This is a genomic window from Streptomyces sp. NPDC043854 (genome assembly GCF_056436005.1).
In genome coordinates this window covers 14291-36524 of record NZ_JBWKDK010000035.1, presented here as the reverse complement: position 1 = coordinate 36524, position 22234 = coordinate 14291, and the positions used below count along the sequence as shown (strand labels likewise).

Below are 22234 nucleotides of genomic sequence, written 5' to 3'. Positions count from 1 at the left end.
CCAACGGCATGCGCGCCCTGGAACTGGGCGCACCCGGCGAGATGCGCGACCGGCTCAACTCGCTTGTGCTGGCCGGAACGAAGTCCGCGACGACCGGTCTCCTCGAGGAGTACGCCAAGGAGACGGAGGGGCTTGAGTTCGTGGGGGAGTGCCTGGCTCTGCTGGACAACGCGGGTCAGGCCGTCGCGACCGTCGAGGTCACCGGTGTGGAGGTCATGCCCTTCGCCGATGTGACGTGGGAACACGCCGCTGCCGAAGGGGAGGGCGATGCCTCGCTCGAAGAGTGGCGCACCGGCCATCAGCGTTTCTGGGAGTACATCGGCACACCGGTCGAGGGGCACACCCCTCTGGTGTGCCTGACCTTCCGGCTCGTGGGGAATGCCGGCGGCTGACCGCGCACGCACACGGTCTTCTTCGGCGCCGGAGGAGGCCTCGTCCTGTGCGTCGGCCTCGCCGGCCCTGCTCAACCGGGGAGGATGTTCTTGTTGTGGTGGAAGGCGTTGTCGGGGTCGTACTTGGCCTTGGCCTCGGCGAGTCGCCGGTGGATGCGCTCGCCGTACGCCTCTCGAACGCGGTCGGCGCCGTCGTCGGTATCAAGGAAGTTGACGTACACGCTGTCGGCCCGGGTTCGGCGCCTCGTCCTGTGCGGCGTCCGAGACTTCAGGCGGGCGGTGTTCGACGGCGCCGCAGCGGGTAGATTTGCAGAGTTCTGCAATTCATTAGTTTCCGATGCGGGTGGGGGTTGTGGAGTGGCCGGTTTCGCGGAGGCGGCGCTGGAGCGGATCCGGGTGGCGCGATCTCGTGTGGCGGCCGCGCGCGAGGCGGGCGACGCCTTCGAGGAGGCCCAGGCCGCGGAGGAGCTGGAGGACGCGCTACGGGTGGCCCGCGAGCACGGCGTCGCCGTCTCCGGCACCGACGGGGCGGCCGCCTCATGACGCCGACCGCGTCGGCGATCTGGACCCGCGCCCGATACCCCCGGCCGGCCGGCCGGGCCGCGGGCAGGGGCCTGCGCACGGTCGCCGACCTCGCCCGCACCTTCGACGGCGACGTACGGGTCGAGCCGGCCGCAGGGGGCCGCGGGAAGACGGTCCTGGTCCGCTTCATCCTCCCCGGTGCCGGCCGGTGACCGGCCGGGAGAGTGAGGAGGTGCTTCCGGTCGGCCTCCGGTCAGCGGATGGCGGTGGCGTCGAGGTCGGCAAGGAGGGCTGCCTGGCCGCGCAGGACTCCCGAGAGGATGGTGCGGGCGACGGCCAGGAGTTCGGCGACCTCGTCACTGGCGAGCCGGTAGTGGACGTTCACGCCCTCGCGGCGGGTGAGCACCAGGTTGGCCCTGCGCAGGACAGCGAGCTGCTGGGACAGGGCCGCGGCTTCGATACCGACCTCGGGCAGCATCTCGGAGACCGCGTGCTCGCGCTGGCAGAGCAGCTCCAGGACGCGGATGCGCACCGGATGGCCGAGGGTCTTGAAGAACTCCGCCTTCAACTCGTACAGCGGGGCGCTCACCGGGGCGTTCCCGCCCGGCTCCGCCTGCTTGCCTGCGCGTGATCCTGGCACCTCATCCGCCCAACGCTCGCCGTGAGGGGCACCCTGGCGTCCCCGCACTCGTATGACCTCCACAATTGCAGATTCCTGCAACTTCCGAACAATGTGTCGCCTCGTTCTTCGTGCAGGTGGGCGGGGGATCAAGGTCGGCCTGCGGGGCGGGCCGGTAGGGGTGGCGGCCGCGTCCGAGCCCGCTGCGGCTGCCGGATCCGGGTGCGCCGCAAGAGCGTGAATCAGCCAGGTACCGCGATCCCTGCCGGTGGGCGCGGCGGCTGGGGGAGAATGGCCGGCGATGACCGTCACCACCTCCGGTGCCTCCACCGGCCCCGATCCCGAGCAGACCGGTTTCGGCCCCTTCGCCCACCTCACCGTGCCGAATACGCCGCTCTACCGTCAGGTGATGCGGGTGTTCCTCACCGCCAAGGAGCGGTTCGCGGTCCACCTGCGCCCTGAGGACGTGTACGCCGCGCTGCCGCCGCAGACGCGCCCCGCCGAAACGGATGCCGTCGTCGGCGCGCTCGACAAGCTCGTCGGCTGGGGCAATCTGCGGGCGGACCCGGACACCGCCCGCGTCACCGCCGTCGAGGACTTCTACCGGAAGCGGTTCATCTACCAGCTCACCCGGGAGGGGGAAGCCGCCGAGGAGGCGCTGTCCGCCTACGACGAGGCGCTCGGCCGCCGCGGTGCCCTCCAGGCCGTCGCGCTGCACGACATCGTCACCCAGTTGCGCGCCCTGCTCGTCCTGGCCGCCGAGGAGGAGCCCGATCCGGCCAAGGCGCATCTGGCCCTCGACGCCCTGGCCAGCCGCTTCACCGCGCTCGCCGACAACGCCCGGGCCTTCATGGGTTCGCTCCAGCGGACCATCGACCTGCACGACGTCGAGGAGGAGGCCTTCCTCGCGTACAAGGACCGGCTCATCCAGTACCTGGAGCGGTTCATCCAGGACCTGATCACACTCGGCGGGCGGATCGCCGGACTGATCCTGGAACTGGAGCAGGACGCAAGGGTGGAGCCCCTGCTGCGGGCCGCCGCCCGGCGGGAGGCCGCCGACGCCTCCCCGGAGGAGGCGGAGCACGCCGAGCGGGAGGTCCACGAGCGGTGGGCCGCGCGCTGGGCCGGGCTCGGCGCGTGGTTCATCACCCGGGACGGGCGCGAGTCGCAGGCCCGGCTCCTGCGCGGCCGGGCGCTCGGTGCGATCCCGCAGCTCCTGGCCGTCGTACGGGCGCTCAGCGAGCGCCGGGCGGGGCGCTCGGACCGGTCCGCCGACTTCCGGACCCTGGCCCGCTGGTTCGCCGAGGCACCCGATGACGACGCCCGGCACCGGCTGTGGCGGGCCGCCTTCGGCCTCTACCCCGCCCGGCACCTCACCGTCGACGCGGACACAGTGGCCGCCCGGGCGGCGAGGCCCGTTCCGGCCGCCACCCCGTGGGCCGAGGCCGAGCCGCTGCGCATCAGTCCCCAGCTGCGCCGCACGGGCAGTTACGAGCGGCGTGGCAAGCCGCGCAAGGTCGAAGACCGGGCGGAGCGCCGCCGGGCGCTCGCCGAGACGGCCGCCAAGCAGGCCGCGGAGACCGCGGCCGCCCGCGCCCGGCTCGTGACGGACGGCGTCACCCGGCTGTCCGGTCTCGGCGAACTCGACCCGGCCTCCTTCGGGTTGTTCCTCCAGCTCCTCGGGGATGCACTTGCCACATGGCGGCCCGGCATGCGGCACACGGCGGCCGCCAGCAACGACGGCTCCATGGAGATCAGGCTCACCGCGCTCGCCGACGGCACCACCGCCGAGGTCCGCACGCCCGGCGGGATCTTCCGCGGCCCGGACCACCTCATCGAGATCACCGACCTGGTGGACGGGGACCACCCGGGGAACGGAGAACCCGGCCGATGACCACACCGCTCGCCGAGGTGCTGGACGGACAGCACGCCGCGGATCTCCGCAAGGCGGCCCGCGCCCTGCTCAAGCAACCCCTGCTGCTTGCGCGGGGCCGGTACGCCGACGAGTTCCGCCTCGTCCGCCGACACGCTGCCGAACTGCGGGAGTGGTTCGACCGCAACACCGGCTGGGCCCTCCAGGTGGACGCCGAGGCCGCCCGGCTGCGCAAGATCCCGGGTGTTCTCACCGACCCCACGCACCCCGCGCGGGACGCGACCCGTGGGGCCGCCCCCTTCACCCGCCGCCGCTACGTCCTGCTCTGCCTCGCCCTCGCCGCCCTCGAACGCGGTGAGGCGCAGATCGCGCTCGGCCGCCTCGCCGACCAGATCGTCCTCGACGCCGCCGACCCCCGCCTCACCGCGGCGGGGATCGCCTTCGCCCTGGAGCGCCGCGACGACCGGCTCGACCTCGCCGCCGTCGTACGGCTGCTGCTCGCCCTCGGCGTGCTGCGGCGCGTCGCGGGGGAGGAGGAGGCGTACGTCAACGGTGCGGGCGACGTCCTGTACGACGTGGAACGCCGGGTCCTGGCCGGCCTCCTCGCCACCCGCCGGGGCCCCTCCACCGTACGGTCGGAAGGCCATGACGACCGCCTCGCCGAACTGGTCGCGGAAACCTCCCTGGACAGTGAGGAGCTGCGCTTCCGCGCGATGCGGCGCTCGCTCACCAGCCGCCTGCTCGACGATCCGGTGCTCTACTACGACGAGCTGACCGACGCCGAGCTGGGCTACCTCACCCGGCAGCGCGGCTTCCTCACCGCCCGGATCACCCAGCTGACCGGGCTCATCGCCGAGGTGCGCGCCGAGGGGATCGCCATGGTCGACCCCGAGGACGACCTCACCGACGTCCGCATGCCCGAACAGGGCACCCACGGCCACGTCACCCTGCTGCTCGCCGAGCACCTCGCCGCCGCCGACGGCCCGGCCACCCCGGGCGCACTGGCCCTCCGGGTCCGCGAACTCGCCGCCGAGCACGGCGGGTTCTGGTCGAAGTCCGCCCGCGAGCCGGGCATGGAGACCGAGCTCGTGGAGCAGGCCGTCTCCCGGCTCACAGCCCTGGGCCTGGTGTCCCGTACGGCCCGGGGGATCGAGGCCCGCCCCGCCCTCGCCCGGTACGCGGTCGGCGAGACCGTCATCCGCGCACCCGGCTCCGCACCCGTCCCCCCGCCGCGAAAGGCCGCCCCGTGACCCGCCTCCCCACCCCGCGGCGCTCCCGCTGGCAGCCGCTGCGCGTCGGACTCGTCGACCTGTTCCCCTACGACGTGGAGGAGTTCCACTTCCGGGACGGGCGCCTGCTGCTGCGGGGGAACAACGGCACCGGCAAGTCCAAGGTGCTCGCCCTGACCCTGCCGTTCCTGCTCGACGGCGACCTCAGCCCGCGCCGCGTCGAACCCGACGGCGACCCGGGCAAGCGGATGGAGTGGAACCTGCTCCTCGGCGGCGAGCACCCGCACTCCGAGCGGCTCGGCTACACCTGGATCGAGTTCGGCCGGTGCGACGACACGACCGGCGAGCAGCACTTCCGCACGCTGCTGTGCGGACTCAAGGCCGTCCGCGGGCGGGGCATCGCCCGCCACTGGTACGCCGTCACCCGCCAGCGCATCGACCACGGCTCCCCCGCGTCGGCCGAGGCGCCCCTGCGGCTGCTCGACGCCACCGGCACGGTCCTCTCCCGGGACCGCCTCGCCGAGGCCGTCGCCGGCCACGGCATGGTGTACGACCAGGCCAAGGCGTATCGACGCGCCGTCGACGAAGCCCTCTTCGGGCTCGGTGAGCAGCGCTACGCCGCTCTGGTCGACCTGCTCATCCAGCTGCGCCAGCCCCAGCTGTCCAAGCGCCCCAACGAGGCGGCCCTGTCCCGTGCCCTCACCGAGGCGCTGCCGCCGATGGACCAGGCCGTCATCGCCTACGTGGCCGAGGCGTTCCGCTCCCTGGACGAGGAGAAGGAGGAACTCGCCGCCGCGTCCGCAGCAGAACGGGCCGCCTCCGCCTTCCTGGAGCACTACCGGAGCTACGCCCGGATCGCCACCCGCCGCCGGGCCCGCCTCCCGCGCGGCGAACACTCCCGCTACGAGCGCGTGCAGCGGGACCTGTCCGAGGCGGAGGAGCGGAAGACCCGCGCCGAGGAGAAGCGGACAGCGGCCCGGGAACGGATCGCCTCCCTGGCGGAGACCGCAGAACGCCTGCGGGCGCAGGAGCAGGCCCTGCGCGAGGCGCCCGAGATGCGCGACGCCCGGGAACTGGAGCACGCCGCGCAGGAGGCGGCCCGCACCGCCCGGGCGGCGGACCGGGCCCGGGGCGACCACGAGCAGGCCGAAGCCCTCCGCACCAAGGCGCTCGGACGGCTCGGCACGGCCGAGAACAGGCTGAACGCCGCCCGACTCCAGGCCGAGAACGCCTCCGCCCTGGCACGGGAGCAGGCCGCCGCCGGGCATGTCGCCCTGCCGGCGGACGACAACCGGCCCGAGCCCGAACTGCGGCGCGCGACCGAGGACGCGACGGGCCGCGCACAGCGCGCCCTGGCCCACGTCGAGGATCTCGTCGAAACCGCCGACCGGGCCGCCGGCGCCCACCGCCGGGCGGCAGGCCGCCTCGACGAGGCCGAGACCGACGCCGCCCAGGCGGCCGAAGTCCACGGCGAGGCAGCGGAGGCCGCCGCCCGCGCCGGGCAGGCCCTCCTGGACGGGGTACGGGAACGCTCCCGTACCTGGACCGAGCTGGGGTACGCCGACGAGCCCGGCCTCCTCGACGAACTACAGGAATGGACCCACCGCCTCCACGGCCCCTACCCGGCGCGGGTCCACGCCGCCCGGGCGCACGCCGCTCGCTCGGCGGAACTCGCCGACCAGGCGGCCGAAGCCACCCGCCGCTCCTCCGAACTGGCCGGACGCATCGAAGAGGTCCGGATCGAGCTGGCCGAACTGGAGACCGGCGGCAGCCGTGGACCGCGGCCCCCGCACACCCGCACGCCCGGGCTGCGCGAACAGCTGCCCGGAGGCCCCTTCTGGCGCCTGGTCGACTTCCGCGAAGAGCTGCCCGAAACCGATCGGGCGGGCCTCGAAGCGGCCCTCGAAGCCTCTGGACTCCTCGACGCCTGGGTCCTCCCCGACGGCACGGCGCTCGCCGAGGACGGACAGGACATCCTGCTTTCGCCGCTGACCGGGCCGGCGGGCGGGCCGGTCACCGGGCCGGCGGGCGGCCCCTCGCTGGCCGAGGTGCTGCACCCGGCCGTGGACCGCGGCAACGGACAGGCCGCCGCCGTGGCCGAGGAGACGATGACCCGGCTGCTCTCCGCCATCGGTCTGGGCGAGGGGGCAGGAGCCGGCACGTGGGTGGCGCCCGACGGGCGCTTCCGCATCGGCGCACTCACCGGCCGGTGGGCCAAACCCGCCGCCTCCTACATCGGCGAGGGCGCCCGCGAGGCGGCACGCCGGGCGCGCGTCGCCGCGCTCGGCGGCGAACTCGCCTCCCTCCGCCAGGAGTCGGAAGCCGTCACCGCCCGCGCCGAGACCATCGCAGCCCGCCGCCGCACCCTCGACGCCGAACTCTCCGACGTGCCGGACGAGTCGCCGCTCGCCCGGGCGCACGCGCTCGTCGGCGCGGCAGCCGACACCGTACGCAGGGCACGCGCACGCTGCGAGGAGCGCGCGGCGGAGGCCGGCGAGGCTGCGCTGCGCAAGGAGCAGGCCCTCACCGAACTGGGCCGGGCCGCCGCCGACTTGGGGTTGCCCGCAGACCGGCCCGGCCTGGCCGCCGTACGCCGCGCCCAGCACGCCCTCGCGGCCGCGCTGGCCGCCCTGTGGCCGGCCCTCCGTGCGCACCACGAGGCGGCACGACAGGTGGACGAGGAGCGCTCCGAAGCAACCCAGGCCGACCGGCGTGCCGCCGACCTGGCCGGGCGCGTGCAGGACGCCGAGCGCGAGGCGACGGCCGCGGACGCCCGCCACACCACCCTGCGCTCCACCGTCGGCGCCGCCGTCGCCGAACTCGAACGGCAGCTCGCCGAGACCACCGGGGCACAGCAGGTCTGCGAGGCCGGGCAGAAGGCCGCCCGGCACCGCCATGACGAGGCGGTCGGGGAAGCGGGCCGCGCCGAGGGACTGATCGAGCAGCTGCGGAGGGACCTCACGGAAACGGCCGCGGCGCGCGCGGACGCCATCGCGTCGCTCCAGCGCTTCACCTCGACCGGCCTCGTCGCGGTGGCGCTGCCCGATCTCCAGGCCCCCGCCACGGACGAGGGCCCCTGGGCCGCCACCCCCGCCATTGCGCTCGCCCGCGCCATCGAGACCGGTCTGTCGTCGGTCGACGACACGGACGCGGCCTGGGAACGCGTGCAGCGCCGGCTCAGCGAGGAACTCAAGACCCTCCAGGACACCCTGTCCCGGCACGGCCACCGCGCGTCCGCCCGCATGGTCGAGGACGGCATGGTCGTCGACATCGTCTACCAGGGCCGCGAGCGCGGCGTGCCCGAACTCGCCACGGCGCTCGCCATCGAGGTCGGTGAACTCAACCGCATCCTGTCCGCCCACGAACGGGAGATCCTCGAAACCCACCTGATCACCGAGGTCGCCGGCACCCTCCAGGAGCTCATCGGCGCGGCCGAGCGCCACGTACGGGACATGAACACCGAACTGGAGGACCGTCCCACCTCCACCGGCATGAAGCTCCGCCTGGTGTGGCGGGCCTCCCGCAAAGCCCCGCCCGGGCTCGCCCAGGCCCGCGAGCGGCTGCGCCAGACCGCCGACGCCTGGACGCCCGAGGACCGGAGCGCGGTGGGCGAGTTCCTCCAGGCGCAGATCGCCCGCCAGCAGAGCGACGACGCCTCCGGCAGCTGGCTCGAACACCTCACGGCGGCCCTCGACTACCGCACCTGGCACGAGTTCGGTGTCGAACGCCACCAGCACGGACGCTGGGTCCCGGCCACCGGCCCCGCATCCGGTGGCGAACGCGTCCTCGCCGTGTCCGTACCGCTGTTCGCCGCCGCCTCCTCGCACTACGCGAGCGCCGACAGCCCGTACGCACCCCGCCTGGTCACCCTGGACGAGGCGTTCGCCGGGGTCGACGACGACTCGCGTGCCAAGTGCCTCGGCCTGCTGGGCGCCTTCGACCTCGACGTGGTGATGACCAGCGAACGCGAATGGGCCTGCTACCCCCAGGTCCCCGGCATCGCCATCGCGCAGCTGTCACGGACCGACGATGTCGCGGCCGTACTCGTCACCCGGTGGGAGTGGGACGGCATCCGGCGGACGCGCCGCGAGGACCCCGTACGCCCCGAACCCCCGCTGCCGGACCAGCGCACGGCGGCGGACCAGCGCACGGCGGCGGACCCTGCCGCCGGTTCCGGGCAGCTTCCGGAGCCGCTGTGGAGCTGACGCCGGCCGGCCCCGTCGACGAGGCCCGCCTCCGCCGTCTGCTGGGCGGTCCCGGACTCGCGTGGGTCGTGGACCGGGCCCGCCGGCGCCTCGAACGCGAGCAGCCGCTCACCGGCCCCGTCACCCTCGGCGGGCCCACCGCGGAGCAGCGGGCGGCCGCGGAACGCCTGCTCGGCCGCGCCCCGGGAGGCGGGCGGTCGCTGACCGTGCGCCTGGAGGCGGTGGACGCGCTGTTGCGCCGCTCGGGCATCAGCCCGGAAGGCCTGCCGCCCGCCGTGGCCGCGCTCACCGGACCGATCCACCTCCCCGGACCGGCCCGCGCGGCTGAAGACCGGGCGTGGCAGCGGGCGTACGCACCCCTCGACGCCCTCGCGGACGAGATCCCGGCGCTCGCCGGATGGGCCGGCAGACTCCGCACCGACGGCCTCCTGCGGCGCCACGCCGACAGCCCTGCCGCAGCCGGCACGCTGCTGCAGCACACCGTCTGCGCGCTGCGCGAGCTGCCCGCGGACCCGCCCGTCTCGCTGCCCGCCTTCGCCGCCCGGATCCTCGGCAGTGCCCACGCCCTGGACGACGGAACCCCGCTCGCGACCCTCGTCCTGTCCGCAGTCAGAGCCCTCACCGGTTTCCCGGACGGCGCCGGTGCCGAATGGCGCCGGGAGGCCTGGGCCTCGGCGGGCCTGCTGCGCGACGAGCTCTCCTCCACCGTCCTCGTGCTCAACGTGCGCGGCACTGCGGTCCTGGACGCGATGGCCGACGCGGGCGAACCGGCGGTGCTCACCCTGCGCCAGCTCGTCCGCAGTCCCCTGGCCCGGACGGCCGGGACGCTCCGGATCTGCGAGAACCCGGCGGTGCTCGCCGCCGCGGCCGATGCGCACGGCGCCGATTGCGCGCCGCTGGTCTGCCTCCAGGGCCAGCCGTCCGCGGCGGCCCTCGCCGTCCTGCGCCAACTCCACGGGACGGGAAGCACACTGCACTACCACGGCGACTTCGACTGGGGCGGCCTGCGCATCGCCTCCTCCCTCCTGCGCCGCATCCCCTGGCGGCCCTGGCGCTTCACAGCCGCCGACTACCGGGCCGCAGTCCTCGCCCATCCGGGCGGGAACCCGCTCTCGGGGCCCCCGGCCGCGGCCCCCTGGGACCCGGACCTGCCCGCCGCCCTCGCGGAATTCGGCGTCAGGGTCGAAGAGGAGACGGTCATGGACACCTTGCTGTCCGATCTCGGCTGAGAACAGCCGCAGGGCCGCCGGAGGGGGCAGCAGCGCGTCCGTGTCGGCACATGGTGTGCGGGACGTCGGGGCGGGCCGGCGTTGACAAGATCCCCAAGTGGTCGCTCTAATGGGCGGCGTGGCGCGTGGCGCCGGCCAAAGAGAACTGGGCCGGCCGGCGATCGGGCGACCACCTGTCACGCCGGGAGCCTTCCCATGCGTTCTCTCTTCACAGGCACTGCCTGATCCGGGCGCTTTCGCGCGCCCTGCCCGCCGCATGCGGGCCTTCTCCGGACTCCTCCGGGCCGCCGTACCCGTCTCGTGGCACGGGCCGAGCCGCGCGCAAGCGTCTTTCCTTCCCTTCCCCATCCGCACCGCCTTGCGTACGACCGCCTGCCCGCCATCGAAGGAGACCGAGCCCGCATGTCCTTCAACCAGTCCGTCATCGACGAGTTCCGCGCCAACCAGGGAAAGGTCGGCGGCTATTTCGAGGGCGGCGACCTGCTGCTGCTCACCACCACCGGCGCCCGGTCGGGCCAGGAGCGGACCGTTCCGCTCGGCTATGTGCGCCACGGCGGCCGGCTGCTGGTCATCGGCTCCAACCTGGGCGGGCCCAGGCACCCGGACTGGTACCACAACCTCATGGCGCACCCCCTGGTCCGGGTGGAGATCGGCACCGAGTGCTTCGAGGCGGTCGCCGTGCCGGCCGAGGGCGAGCACCGGGACCGCCTGTTCGACTACGTGGTGGGCGTGGAGCCGGGCTACGGCGAGTACCAGCGGAACACCCCGCGGATCCTGCCCGTGGTGGTGCTGGAGCGCAACGACCCCGCGCCGGGCGAGGGCCCCGCCGAGGTGCGCAGCCTGGCCGACAAGCTCGTCGAGGTGCACGTCTGGCTGCGCGGGCAGCTGCGGCACGTCAGGGCCGAGGTGGACGCGTACTTCGCGTCGCTGCCCGCCCGCGGGGACGGGGCCGGGGACACCCCGCCGGCCCCCGGGCTGGGGCTCCAGATCCGCCAGCACTGCCTGGCGTTCTGCCAGACGCTGGAGTTCCACCATGTCGGCGAGGACGCCCACGTGTTCCCCGCGCTGGAGGCCGCGAACCCGCACTTGAAGGACGTCTTCGAGCGGCTGCGGGCCGAGCACGCCACGGTCGCGCGGCTCCAGAAGGAGATCGCCGGGCTGCTCGCCGACGTCGCCGGCGCGGACCCGGAGCACTTCCGCAGGGAGCTGGCCCGGATGGCCCAGGAGCTGGGCGCCCACCTCGACCACGAGGAGGAGGCGCTGCTGCCGCTCCTCGCCGGGATCCCCTTCCCGCCCGGCCCGCCGGCCGCCTGACGTCCCGGCCGGTGGGGGTCAGACGGGCAGGCCGGTGGGCCCCTTGATCCGCTTCATGATGATCTGCGAGTTGACCTCGGTGACCCCGGACAGCGCCGTCAGCTTCTCGATCCACAGGCGTTCGTACGCGCGCAGGTCCGCGACCGCGATGCGCAGCAGGCAGCCGGGACTGCCGAAGAGCCGGTAGGCCTCGATCACGTCCGGGATGTCCTGGAGGGCCGCCTCGAAGGCCTCCACGGCCTCGCGGTCGCGGCGCACCTCGACCGAGACCAGCACCTCGAAGCCGCGGCCGACCGCCTCGGGATCGATCACGGCCCGGTAGCCGCGGATCACCCCGTCCTGCTCCAGCTGGCGCACGCGGCGCATGCAGGGGGAGGGGGTCAGGCCCACGCGCTGGGCCAGCTCCTGGTTGCTGAGCCGGCCGTCGGCCTGGAGCTCACGCAAGATTTCGCGGTCGATCGCATCCACTGCGCAATTATCACCCCAGCTGTGTCTCGGAACGGGCAAAACCGGCAATCGAATTGCGCGCCGGAGTCCCTATCATTGCTCCCTACAGCACATCTGTACGAGATGTCACCCGTATGGGAGGAAGGGCGGCCATGGGTCGGATCGTCGTCATCAGCACCGGCGGCACGATAGCCAGCCGCTGGCAGGGCTCCGGCTTCGCCGCCGACGCCGACGGACGCGAGGTCATGGCCACCGCGCCGCTGCCGGAGGACGTCACCGTCGAGGTGGTGGACCTCTTCAGCGTGAACAGCCCCCGGCTGACCACCGCCCACCAGCTCACCCTGCTGCGCACCGTGCACGAGGTGCTCGCCGACCCCGGCGTCGACGGCATCGTCGTCACCCACGGCACCGACACCCTCGAGGAGTCGGCCTTCCTGGTGGATCTGCACCACCACGACCCGCGCAGTGTCGTCTTCACCGGCGCCCAGCTGCCCATGGGCACCGCCGAGGGCGACGGACCGGGCAACCTGTACGACGCCCTGCTCACCGCGGCGACCACCCGCGGCCTGGGCGTCCTCGTCTGCTTCGCCGGCCGGGTGCACGCCGCCCGAGGCACCGTCAAGACCCAGTCCGTGGCGCTGGACGCGTTCGCCGACCCCTCGCGGAAACTCCTCGGCAAGATCGGCTTCGGCAAGGTCGCCATGCTGCGCTCCCCGCAGCGGCCGCAGCCGCTGCCGCTGCCCGCCATGCCGGAGCTGCCGCCGCGGGTGGACATGGTGATGCACCACTGCGACGGTGACCCGGTCCTGTTCAACGCTGCGGTCGCGGCGGGCGCGCGGGGCATCGTCCTCGTCGGCACGGGGGCCGGCAATGCCACGCCGGAGATCGTCGCCGCGGTCCAGGCGGCCGTCGCGGCCGGGGTTCTGGTCGCGCTGACGACGCGGGTCGCCGCCGGGCCGGTCACGGAAATCTACACCCACGGCGGTGCGGTCGACCTGGTCGCCGCAGGCGCCGTCCCCACGGGCACGCTGCGCGCGGGCCAGGCCCGTATCGCGGTCCTCTCGGCGCTGCTCGCCTCCGACGACCCGTCGGAGCAGTCCCGCACCCTCCGCGCCGCGGTGTCGGCGACCGACCCGGCCCTCGTCGAGGCCTGACCCGCCGCTGCGCCGATCGGCGCGGGCCGACTTCCGGCTCACCTGCAGGCGCGGCGCGACCTCTGGTGGCCCCCTCCCTGAACGCCGATCTGTCGCAGCTCGATGCCGAGCTCCAGTCCTCCGCGGACCGGGCCCCCGGCACGCCGTCCCCCGCGGCCTCCCGGGCCCGGGAGGACGACCGCCCCTCGTAGTACCGCCCGTTCCGACCCGGCCCCTCCGGCAGCCCGGCCCGGGCAGCCCCGCCGCCGGGCTGCCGGGGGCGTTCCGCCGGTCAGGCCGCGCCCGTGGCGGAGTCCCGCTCGCGGACCATCAGCAGGCGCAGGATCGCCCGTACCCGGTCGCTCGACTCGTCGGCCGCGTCGATGGACTCTATGCACTGCCAGTACAGGCCCTCGTCGTCCGTCGCACACGCCACGCCGACCAGGGCTATCCCCACCTCGCCCAGCAGCTCCTGGAGCCCGAGCAGCGCCTGCCGGACATCGGCCACCCCGCTGAGCTGCGCCGCTCTCGGCGGGTGGTCGGGCCCTCGGCCCTCACCGCGCAGGGCGGCTCTGTCGAACACCCCGCAGCCTCTGCCTCCCGATTCCCCCAGTCCCCGCGCCTCCGATCTCAGCTCCCGCGGTCCGCTGACCGCGAGCCAGTTGCCCACGCCCTGGGCCAGTGCCTGGGCCTGCCAGGCCTCGCCGACGATGTCCATGGCCGCCCCGCTCCGCGCCAGCGCGTGCCGGCCGGCCGCGATGAGCCGTACCGCATCCATATGCCGTCCCCCGTCCGCACGACATCCGCCCTTGTGCCACTACCCAGAGTGAGAGCAATGAGTCAGTAAAGCCAGGGGTATTCGGAAATCTATGGACACAAACATGGTTGTGAACAACCCCATCACTCCGAAGAGTGACGATTCGGTGTCGAGGTTCCCTCCACCGGGAAGCGGAGTTCGTTCCTCTCGATCTTCGCGGCGAGCGCATCCAGCACATCCACCCCGAGAACCTCGCAGAATTGCAGCAGATACGCGAGCACGTCGGCCACCTCGTCGGCCACACGGTGTGCGGATTCCGGCTTCTCCATGACCTTCGCCGACTGTTCCGGCGTCAGCCACTGGAAAATCTCGACCAGTTCCGCCGCCTCGACACTCAGCGCGACGGCCAGGTTCTTCGGCGTGTGGTACGGCTCCCAGCCCCGCGCGGCGGCGAAATCGGCCAGCCGCCGCTGGAGTTGGTGCAGCCGATCCTCGGGGCGGCCGTCGCCCGGCCGCGGCTCGTTCGTCTCGCTCATGCCCCCAGGTCTACCACTGCGACCCCCGGATCCCGGCGGGCGGCCGCCGCGGTCTCCGGGCCCACGGCCGCGACCAGGCGGACGTGGCCGCGTGCACAGGACAGCACTGCCAGGCGCAGCAGCTCGGCGCTCTGCCGCGGATCCAGACAGCGGTCGAAGCCGTCGGCGAGGACGGTCAGCGCCTGCCGGGCGGAGAGGAGTTCGGCGGCCGGGTCCATGGCGAGCACCCCGGGCCCGGTCAGCAGGACCAAGGCCAGCGCGAGGAAGCGGAGTTCACCCGAGCCGAGCCGGCCCAGCTCGGTGTCGGGCCGCCCGGGGCCGCGCTCCAGCAGCGCGGTGACCGGGCCGTCGGCGGCGGCCCGGACGCCGAGGCCGTGCACCGGGCCCGCGCACGCCGTCCGGGCCGCACCGGTCAGCAGTGCGTGGCGGGTGCCGCATTCGCGGCGGGTGCGGCGCAGTACGTCGGCCAGGTTGGCGCAGTCGCCCAGCAGCCGGCCCTCGCCCTGCGGGACGGGGGCGCGCATCCGCTCGGGCTGCGGATCGCAGGGGAACACCGAGCGCAGCGCCACCACGACCTGCTCGGCTGCGGCGAGGACCTGCCGCTGGCCGGGCGTGGCGCCGGCCACGCGGAGCGGGAGCAGGGCGGTGCCGAGCCGGTCGTCGGGGAGCGGGGCCCGGGTGACCCCGGTGCTGCCGCCGGTGAGCCAGGCGGCCTGGACGGTGCGCCGGCCCGGGTCGCGCAGGGCGGTGCCGAGCAGGATCCGGCCGTCGGCGGAGAGCCGCTCGCCGGCGATCCGCGGCTCGGGCTCGGCCTGTACGGCCAGGTCGAGGCGGACCGGGCCCAGTGGGCCGTCGACGGTGCAGCCGATGCGGAAGCCGCGCCGCCCCTGCCCGTCGGCGCGGGCCCGGTCGGGGATCCGGGAGCGCGCGTCGGGGAGGGCCTCGTCCAGGGTGGCGCCGGAGGCGAGGCGGGCCAGGGCCTCCAAGGCGGCCAGGGCCTGGGACTTCCCGCTCCCGCTGGGCCCGGCGAACAGCGTGACGGGGCCGAGCGGGAAGGCGGCGCCGCGGTGCGCACCGAAGGCGGAGAGCCGCAGCTCGGTGACGGCGGGCCGGTGGTGCGCGGCGGCGTCGGGCACCGGGTCCGCGCCGTCCGCCGCGGCACGGGGCTGCGATGGGACCGTGAAAGCGGCCCGGGGGCCCGGGAGGGCGGCGGGCCGGGCACCCGCCGTGTCCGAGGTGGCGTCCATGCGCCGGACGGTACGGGCCGCCGGGCCCCCGTCGGGGCCGGCGAACCGTTCCGTCGCGGCGACCTTCCTACGATCGGGGGACGGCCGCGGCCGCGATCCCCTCGACCTCGGTCCCGACGGGCGCCAGCAGGAAGACGTTCCGGTCGACCCGGTGCATCCCGCTGCCCAGCCCGAACACGACGCCGCTGCTGAAGTCCAGGATGCGCTTGGCCACTTCGGTGTCCGCGCCGGTGAGGTCGAGCAGCACCGGGATCTGCGCGATCAGGTACTCCGCCACCTCCCGGGCGTCGGCGAAGACCTGGACCCGGATCACGACGAAGCGGCGCTGTTCCGCCGCGGACGCTTTGGGGGTCGTGGGGATCGTGCGGTGGTCCACCCGGGAGGGCCACTCGTTGCGGCTGCGCAGGGGGACCACCTGTGCGAGCCCCTCCCACTGTTCGTCCGTGACGTCGTACCTGCTCACCGGACCGCCTCGACCGTGCGCTTCATGTGCATCCCCCCATCCTCTCGCGCTTCACCCGTTCAGCCCAACAACGACACGGAGTGGCGCGATCCGGGGTTCAACCCACCCCCGCCATGGGTTAGGTTAGGCATGCCTAAGTAGCTCGTGAGGGAGAGATGCGCATGCCCACCGACGCCGAGCGGGTCCGGTCGATCCTGGCCGCCGCCCACTCCATGACCGTGACCGTCGACGGACTGGCCGCCGAGGTCCGCCACCTCGACGGCACGGACCCCCTCGGCCGGCTCCACCTCCACCCCGCCGAGCCCGGCGGCCACGCCGAGCACCGGCCCGCGATCCGGCTGGAGTTCACCGACGTCGCCCCCACCCCCGTACGGAACCGGGTGCGCGCCCGCGTCACCATCCTGGGCCGCCTCCTGACCCCGTACGCGGACGCCGACCCCGACGCCACCACCTGCATGGAGTTCGACCGGGCCGTCCTGGAGACCGGGGACGGCCACCGCTCGCAGGTCGGCCTGCCCGAGCTGGAGGCGGCCTCCCCCGACCCGCTCGCGCCGTACGAGGCCGGCATGCTCACGCACCTCCTCGACGACCACGCCGAGCTCGTCACCCTGCTGCTCCGCCTGGTCCGGCCCGCGCCCACCCCCGCCCTCGTGCGCGCGCTGCCGCTCGCCATGGACCGATACGGGATCACCCTGCGCCTGGAGGAGGCCCGCGGCCACCGCGACGTCACGCTGCCCTTCCCCTCGCCGCTGGACGACGTCGAGCAGTCCGGCGTACAGCTCCAGGCCCTGTTCAGCGCCGCCCGCCGCCGCTCCCACCGCAACACCCTGCCCGCGTAACCGCCCCGGGGCGCAGGCCCGCCCGGGCCTGCCCCGCAGCGCCCGCCGGCAGCGCCCTCCCGCTCTTCCGTGCCCCCTCCCCCCTCACCTGAGAGGGCGAGATCACATCCGGTGGTTATGGTCGTTCTCTAGGTGACCCCCCTAGCATTCGGGCCATGACGGTCCAGCCTGACGACGGGCTCTCCCTGGCCGCCGAGTTCCCTGACGCGACGCATGAGCAGTGGCAGCGCCTGGTAGAAGGCGTACTGCGCAAGTCCGGCAAGGACCTATCCGGCGATGCCGCGGAAGACGCGTTGTCCACCAAGCTCGAGGACGGGCTCATCACCCGCCCGCTGTACACCACGCCCGAAACGCCCCACGACACCGGCTTCCCCGGATTCGCCCCCTTCGTACGGGGCGGCAGCCCCGCGGGCAGCTCCGCCACCGGCTGGGACGTGCGGCAGCGGCACCTCGGCACCGACCCCGCCCGGGTCAACGAGGCCGTCCTCGCCGACCTGGAGAACGGCGTCACCTCCCTCTGGCTGAGCCTGGGCCAGGGCGGCCTGCCCGTGGAGTCGCTGGGGCAGGCCCTGGACGGCGTGTACCTGGACCTCGCGCCGGTGTCCCTCGACGCCGGTGCCGAATTCCCCGCGGCCGCCCGCGCCTTGTTCGCCCTGTACGCCGAGCGGGGCGTGGCCCCCGGGGCCGCCCGCGCCGTCCTGGGCGCCGACCCGCTGGGCCACGAGGCCCGTACCGGCGAGGAGGCGGACCTCGCCCCGGCCCTCGCCCTCGCCCAGGAGGCGGCGGCGCACTGGCCGGGCGTGCGCGCCCTGTCCGTGGACGCCCTGCCGTACCACGAGGCCGGCGGCTCGGCCGCCGAGGAGCTGGGCCTGTCGCTGGCCGCCGGTGTCGCCTACCTGCGCTCCCTGACCGACGCCGGGCTCGGCGTCGAGGCCGCCCTCGGCCAGCTGGAGTTCCGCTACGCGGCGACCGCCGACCAGTTCCTGACCATCGCGAAGTTCCGGGCCGCGCGCCGGCTGTGGGCCCGCGTCGCCGAGGCCTGCGGGGCCGCGCAGGCCGGCGCCCAGCGCCAGCACGCCGTGACCTCGCCGGTGATGATGACCCGCCGCGACCCGTGGGTGAACATGCTGCGCACCACCGTCGCCTGCATGGCGGCGGGCGTGGGCGGCGCGGACGCGGTCACCGTGCTCCCCTTCGACCACGAGCTGGGCCTGCCGGACGCGTTCGCGCGCCGCATCGCCCGCAACACCTCCTCGATCCTGCTGGAGGAGTCGCACCTGGCCCGCGTCATCGACCCGGCCGGCGGCTCCTACTACGTGGAGCGGCTCACCGGCGAACTCGCCGACGCCGCCTGGGGGTTCTTCCAGACCGTCGAGAAGGCGGGCGGCCTGCCCGCCGCCCTGCGCTCGGGCCTGGTCGCCGACCGCCTGGCCGCGACCTGGGCGGAGCGCTCCGCGCGCCTGGCCAAGCGGCGCGAGCCCATCACCGGGGTCAGCGAGTTCCCGCTGCTGACGGAGCAGCTGCCCGAGCGCGAGAGCGCCCCCGAGGCCCCGTCCGGCGGGCTGCCCCGGGTCCGGCGGGCCGAGGCGTACGAGGCGCTGCGCGCCCGCAGCGACGCCCACCTGGCGGCGACCGGCAACCGGCCGCGGATCTTCCTCGCCGCGCTCGGCACGGCGGCGGCGCACACCGCGCGCGCCACGTTCGCCGCGAACCTGTTCCAGGCGGGCGGTATCCAGCCGGTCCACGACCCGGTGTCGGTGGACGCGGCGACGGCCGCCGAGGCGTACGCGGCGAGCGGCGCCGACGGCATGGCCGTGCTGTGCTCCAGCGACGCGCTGTACGAGGAGCAGGCCGAGGCGGTGGCCGCGGCCCTGCGCTCGGCGGGCGCGACGACCGTCTTCCTCGCGGGCAGGCCCGGCACGGCGGCCGGCGCCGTCGACGAGTACGTCTACGCCGGCTGCGACGCGGTCGCGGTGCTGTCCTCCGTTCTCGACCGGATGGGAGTGGCCTCGTGAGCGGCATCACGACCGGCAGCGGTATCCCCGACTTCTCCGACCTCCCGCTCCGCGGCGACGCCGGCGCCCCCGGCGCCCAGGCCTCCGAGGACCAGTGGCGCAGCGCCGTCAAGGAGTCCACCGGCACCGCCCCGGGCGACCTGGTGTGGGAGACGCCCGAGGGCATCGGCGTGCACCCGCTGTACACCGGGCGGGACCTGGAGGGCCTGGACTTCCTGGCGACGTACCCGGGCGTGGCCCCGTACCTGCGCGGCCCGTACCCGACCATGTACGTCAACCAGCCCTGGACCATCCGCCAGTACGCGGGCTTCTCCACGGCCGAGGAGTCGAACGCCTTCTACCGGCGCAACCTCGCGGCCGGCCAGAAGGGCCTGTCGGTGGCGTTCGACCTGCCGACGCACCGCGGCTACGACAGCGACCACCCGCGGGTGACGGGCGACGTCGGCATGGCGGGCGTGGCGATCGACTCGATCTACGACATGCGGCAGCTGTTCGACGGGATCCCGCTGGACAGGATGTCGGTGTCGATGACGATGAACGGCGCGGTGCTGCCCGTCCTCGCCCTCTACATCGTGGCGGCGGAGGAGCAGGGCGTCTCCCCCGACAAGCTCGCCGGGACCATCCAGAACGACATCCTCAAGGAGTTCATGGTCCGCAACACCTACATCTATCCGCCGAAGCCGTCGATGCGGATCATCTCGGACATCTTCTCGTTCACCTCGCAGAAGATGCCGCGGTACAACTCCATCTCGATCTCCGGGTACCACATCCAGGAGGCCGGGGCGACTGCGGACCTGGAGCTGGCGTACACGCTCGCGGACGGTGTGGAGTACCTGCGGGCCGGGCAGGAAGCGGGCCTGGACGTGGACGCGTTCGCGCCGCGCCTGTCCTTCTTCTGGGCGATCGGCATGAACTTCTTCATGGAGGTCGCCAAGCTGCGCGCCGCCCGCCTGCTGTGGGCGAAGCTGGTCAAGCAGTTCGACCCGAAGAACACCAAGTCGCTCTCCCTGCGCACCCATTCGCAGACCTCCGGGTGGTCGCTGACCGCGCAGGACGTCTTCAACAACGTGACGCGCACCTGCATCGAGGCGATGGCCGCGACCCAGGGCCACACCCAGTCGCTGCACACCAACGCCCTCGACGAGGCCCTCGCCCTGCCGACGGACTTCTCCGCGCGCATCGCCCGCAACACCCAGCTGCTGCTCCAGCAGGAGTCCGGGACCTGCCGGTCGATCGACCCGTGGGGCGGCAGCGCGTACGTCGAGAAGCTCACGTACGACCTGGCGCGCCGGGCCTGGCAGCACATCCAGGAGGTCGAGGCGGCCGGCGGCATGGCGCAGGCCATCGACGCGGGCATCCCGAAGCTGCGCGTGGAGGAGGCCGCCGCCCGCACCCAGGCGCGGATCGACTCCGGTCGGCAGCCGGTGATCGGCGTCAACAAGTACCGCGTCGAGAGCGACGAGCAGATCGAGGTCCTCAAGGTCGACAACTCGGCGGTGCGCGCGCAGCAGATCGACAAGCTGCGGCGGCTGCGCGAGGAGCGCGACGAGGCACGCACCCAGGACGCGCTGCGTGCCCTGACCAACGCGGCCGAGCGGGGCGCCGGGCAGGGCCTGGAGGGCAACCTGCTCGCCCTGGCGGTCGACGCGGCGCGGGCCAAGGCCACCGTCGGCGAGATTTCGGACGCCCTGGAGAAGGTGTACGGACGGCACGCGAGCCAGATCCGTACGATCTCCGGTGTGTACCGCAGCGAAGCAGGCGAGTCCCCGAACGTGGAGCGCACCCGTGCGCTCGTCGACCGGTTCGAGGAGGCGGAGGGCCGCCGTCCGCGCGTGCTGGTCGCCAAGATGGGCCAGGACGGCCACGACCGCGGCCAGAAGGTGATCGCGACGGCCTTCGCCGACCTGGGCTTCGACGTGGATGTCGGCCCGCTGTTCCAGACCCCGGCGGAGGTGGCCCGCCAGGCCGTCGAGGCGGACGTCCACGTCGTGGGCGTGTCGTCGCTGGCGGCCGGCCACCTGACCCTCGTACCGGCGCTGCGCGAGCAGCTGGCGGAGGAGGGACGCGAGGACATCATGATCGTGGTGGGCGGGGTCATCCCGCCGGCCGACGTGCCGACGCTGCTGGAGATGGGCGCGGCGGCGGTGTTCCCGCCGGGCACGGTCATCCCGGACGCGGCCCACGACCTGGTGACGCGGCTCGCCGCGGATCTGGGCCACGAGCTGTAGGCGGGGGCCGGTGCCGAAGATCGACATCGAGGCCTACGCGAAGGGGGTGCTCGACGGGAAGCGCGCGTTCATCGCGCGCGCGATCACCCTCGTCGAGTCCACCCTCCCCGCGCACCGGGTGCTGGCGCAGACACTGCTGACGGAACTGCTCCCGCACTCGGGGCGGGCCCGGCGGATCGGCATCAGCGGGGTGCCGGGCGTCGGCAAGTCCACGTTCATCGACGCGTTCGGCACCATGCTGACCGGGCTGGGCCACCGGGTGGCGGTCCTCGCCGTGGACCCGTCCTCCACCCGCACGGGCGGCTCCATCCTCGGCGACAAGACACGGATGGAACGGCTGTCGGTCGATCCGGCGGCGTTCGTACGGCCGTCGCCTTCCGCGGGAACGCTCGGCGGGGTCGCCAAGGCCACCCGGGAGTCGATGGTCGTGATGGAGGCGGCGGGCTACGACGTCGTCCTCGTCGAGACCGTCGGCGTCGGACAGTCCGAGACGACCGTGGCCGCCATGGTCGACTCCTTCCTGCTGCTGTCCCTGGCCCGTACGGGCGACCAGCTGCAGGGCATCAAGAAGGGCGTCCTGGAGCTCGCCGACGTCCTGGCGGTGAACAAGGCGGACGGGCCGCACGAGCGGGACGCCCGTGCCGCGGCCCGCGAACTGTCCGGCGCGCTGCGGCTGATGCACCCGGCCGACGCCGCGTGGACGCCGCCCGTACTGACGTGCAGTGCGCGGGAGTCCGCGGGGTTGGACGAGGTGTGGAACCGGCTGGAGCAGCACCGGCGGCTGCTGGACGCCGGGGGGCGGCTGGCCGCGAAGCGGGCTGCGCAGCAGGTGGAGTGGACCTGGTCGATGGTCCGGGACGAGCTGTTGCAGCGGCTGCGGGACGATCCGGCGGTACGGGACCTGGCCCCGGCCCTGGAGGCCCGGGTCAGGGAGGGCTCCCTGACCCCGACCCTGGCCGCGGGCCACATCCTGTCCGCCTTCGGCCGCGCGTAGCGGAGCCCCGGCCGCAGCCGCCGCCTGCCGCTGCGCGGAGCCGCTCCCCGGTCCCGCCCCTCCCCCCAGCCACCGCTGGGGGGACCCCGGCGGTCCACACCTGTCCTTCGAGACGTGCCCGACTCACCGCACAGGACACGGTCCGAAAGATCAACTAAACGGCTTGAAGCGGCCGTTGACGGCGCGGCAAGG

The 22234-nt window shown here is 74.1% G+C and carries 21 protein-coding genes; 14 read left to right on the top strand and 7 right to left on the bottom strand.

Annotated features, from left to right (window positions below; all coding sequences use genetic code 11):
• The first annotated feature begins 8 nt into the window (after window positions 1–8).
• Window positions 9–392, top strand: a complete 384-nt coding sequence (locus AC068A_RS26850) for an ASCH domain-containing protein (protein WP_478588814.1) — start codon at window positions 9–11, stop codon at window positions 390–392.
• 71 nt (window positions 393–463) lie between these two features.
• On the opposite strand, the gene AC068A_RS26845 is transcribed toward AC068A_RS26850, so the two are convergent.
• The gene (locus AC068A_RS26845) at window positions 464–613 is read right to left on the bottom strand and encodes a BBE domain-containing protein (RefSeq protein WP_478588813.1); all 150 of its coding nucleotides are present in this window, start codon (window positions 611–613) and stop codon (window positions 464–466) included.
• Between the two features lie 136 nt (window positions 614–749).
• Here AC068A_RS26845 and AC068A_RS26840 point away from each other — a divergent pair, with 136 nt between their 5' ends.
• Together AC068A_RS26840 and AC068A_RS26835 are read left to right on the top strand one after the other, a co-directional pair.
• Complete coding sequence (locus AC068A_RS26840) at window positions 750–935, top strand: hypothetical protein (protein ID WP_478588812.1); 186 nt, start codon at window positions 750–752, stop codon at window positions 933–935.
• Complete coding sequence (locus tag AC068A_RS26835; protein WP_478588811.1) at window positions 932–1126, top strand: hypothetical protein; 195 nt, start codon at window positions 932–934, stop codon at window positions 1124–1126. Before AC068A_RS26840 ends, AC068A_RS26835 begins: the two co-directional genes overlap by 4 nt.
• 41 nt (window positions 1127–1167) lie before the next feature.
• Here the strand turns inward: AC068A_RS26835 and AC068A_RS26830 are convergent, their stop codons facing one another.
• Window positions 1168–1503 carry an ArsR/SmtB family transcription factor gene (locus AC068A_RS26830; protein WP_478588810.1) on the bottom strand — a complete coding sequence of 112 codons (336 nt, stop codon included), beginning with the start codon at window positions 1501–1503 and terminating at the stop codon, window positions 1168–1170.
• Between the two features lie 331 nt (window positions 1504–1834).
• Here AC068A_RS26830 and AC068A_RS26825 point away from each other — a divergent pair, with 331 nt between their 5' ends.
• From AC068A_RS26825 to AC068A_RS26805, 5 genes are all read left to right on the top strand, one after another.
• Window positions 1835–3427 carry a TIGR02677 family protein gene (locus AC068A_RS26825; protein ID WP_478588809.1) on the top strand — a complete coding sequence of 531 codons (1593 nt, stop codon included), beginning with the start codon at window positions 1835–1837 and terminating at the stop codon, window positions 3425–3427.
• A complete protein-coding gene (locus AC068A_RS26820) occupies window positions 3424–4656 on the top strand; it encodes a TIGR02678 family protein (protein WP_478588808.1) in 1233 nt (410 codons plus the stop codon). Before AC068A_RS26825 ends, AC068A_RS26820 begins: the two co-directional genes overlap by 4 nt.
• On the top strand, window positions 4653–8840 hold the full coding sequence (locus tag AC068A_RS26815) for a TIGR02680 family protein (RefSeq protein WP_478588807.1): 4188 nt from the start codon (window positions 4653–4655) through the stop codon (window positions 8838–8840). Before AC068A_RS26820 ends, AC068A_RS26815 begins: the two co-directional genes overlap by 4 nt.
• Complete coding sequence (locus AC068A_RS26810) at window positions 8831–10069, top strand: TIGR02679 family protein (RefSeq protein ID WP_478588806.1); 1239 nt, start codon at window positions 8831–8833, stop codon at window positions 10067–10069. Before AC068A_RS26815 ends, AC068A_RS26810 begins: the two co-directional genes overlap by 10 nt.
• 402 nt (window positions 10070–10471) lie before the next feature.
• Complete coding sequence (locus AC068A_RS26805; RefSeq protein ID WP_478588805.1) at window positions 10472–11383, top strand: nitroreductase/quinone reductase family protein; 912 nt, start codon at window positions 10472–10474, stop codon at window positions 11381–11383.
• 18 nt (window positions 11384–11401) lie between these two features.
• On the opposite strand, the gene AC068A_RS26800 is transcribed toward AC068A_RS26805, so the two are convergent.
• The gene (locus AC068A_RS26800; RefSeq protein ID WP_360638911.1) at window positions 11402–11851 is read right to left on the bottom strand and encodes an Lrp/AsnC family transcriptional regulator; all 450 of its coding nucleotides are present in this window, start codon (window positions 11849–11851) and stop codon (window positions 11402–11404) included.
• A 131-nt stretch (window positions 11852–11982) separates the two neighbouring features.
• On the opposite strand from AC068A_RS26800, the gene AC068A_RS26795 reads away from it, so the two are divergent.
• Window positions 11983–12984: an asparaginase gene (locus tag AC068A_RS26795; RefSeq protein WP_478588804.1), complete on the top strand. Its 1002-nt coding sequence runs from the start codon at window positions 11983–11985 to the stop codon at window positions 12982–12984.
• Window positions 12985–13049: 65 nt separating this feature from the next.
• Window positions 13050–13175 (top strand): hypothetical protein, encoded by a 126-nt coding sequence (locus tag AC068A_RS26790; RefSeq protein ID WP_478588803.1) that lies wholly within the window; start codon window positions 13050–13052, stop codon window positions 13173–13175.
• Window positions 13176–13255: 80 nt separating this feature from the next.
• Here the strand turns inward: AC068A_RS26790 and AC068A_RS26785 are convergent, their stop codons facing one another.
• From AC068A_RS26785 to AC068A_RS26770, 4 genes are all read right to left on the bottom strand, one after another.
• Complete coding sequence (locus AC068A_RS26785) at window positions 13256–13741, bottom strand: DUF6099 family protein (protein ID WP_478588802.1); 486 nt, start codon at window positions 13739–13741, stop codon at window positions 13256–13258.
• A gap of 122 nt (window positions 13742–13863) precedes the next feature.
• Window positions 13864–14256: a nucleotide pyrophosphohydrolase gene (locus tag AC068A_RS26780; protein WP_478588801.1), complete on the bottom strand. Its 393-nt coding sequence runs from the start codon at window positions 14254–14256 to the stop codon at window positions 13864–13866.
• Complete coding sequence (locus tag AC068A_RS26775; protein WP_478588800.1) at window positions 14253–15503, bottom strand: AAA family ATPase; 1251 nt, start codon at window positions 15501–15503, stop codon at window positions 14253–14255. The genes AC068A_RS26780 and AC068A_RS26775 overlap by 4 nt, the downstream gene beginning before the upstream one ends.
• Before the next feature lie 67 nt (window positions 15504–15570).
• Complete coding sequence (locus AC068A_RS26770; RefSeq protein ID WP_179176422.1) at window positions 15571–15966, bottom strand: cell division protein SepF; 396 nt, start codon at window positions 15964–15966, stop codon at window positions 15571–15573.
• Window positions 15967–16127: 161 nt separating this feature from the next.
• Between AC068A_RS26770 and AC068A_RS26765 the strand changes: the two genes are divergently transcribed.
• The 4 genes from AC068A_RS26765 to meaB all read left to right on the top strand — a co-directional run bounded on the left by AC068A_RS26765 (window position 16128) and on the right by meaB (window position 22042).
• Window positions 16128–16805 (top strand): DUF2470 domain-containing protein, encoded by a 678-nt coding sequence (locus AC068A_RS26765; protein WP_478588799.1) that lies wholly within the window; start codon window positions 16128–16130, stop codon window positions 16803–16805.
• Window positions 16806–16960: 155 nt separating this feature from the next.
• Window positions 16961–18820, top strand: a complete 1860-nt coding sequence (locus tag AC068A_RS26760; RefSeq protein ID WP_478588798.1) for a methylmalonyl-CoA mutase subunit beta — start codon at window positions 16961–16963, stop codon at window positions 18818–18820.
• Between the two features lie 5 nt (window positions 18821–18825).
• Complete coding sequence (gene scpA, locus AC068A_RS26755; RefSeq protein WP_478588839.1) at window positions 18826–21048, top strand: methylmalonyl-CoA mutase; 2223 nt, start codon at window positions 18826–18828, stop codon at window positions 21046–21048.
• Between the two features lie 10 nt (window positions 21049–21058).
• Window positions 21059–22042 (top strand): methylmalonyl Co-A mutase-associated GTPase MeaB, encoded by a 984-nt coding sequence (gene meaB / locus AC068A_RS26750; RefSeq protein WP_478588797.1) that lies wholly within the window; start codon window positions 21059–21061, stop codon window positions 22040–22042.
• Window positions 22043–22234: the final 192 nt, after the last annotated feature.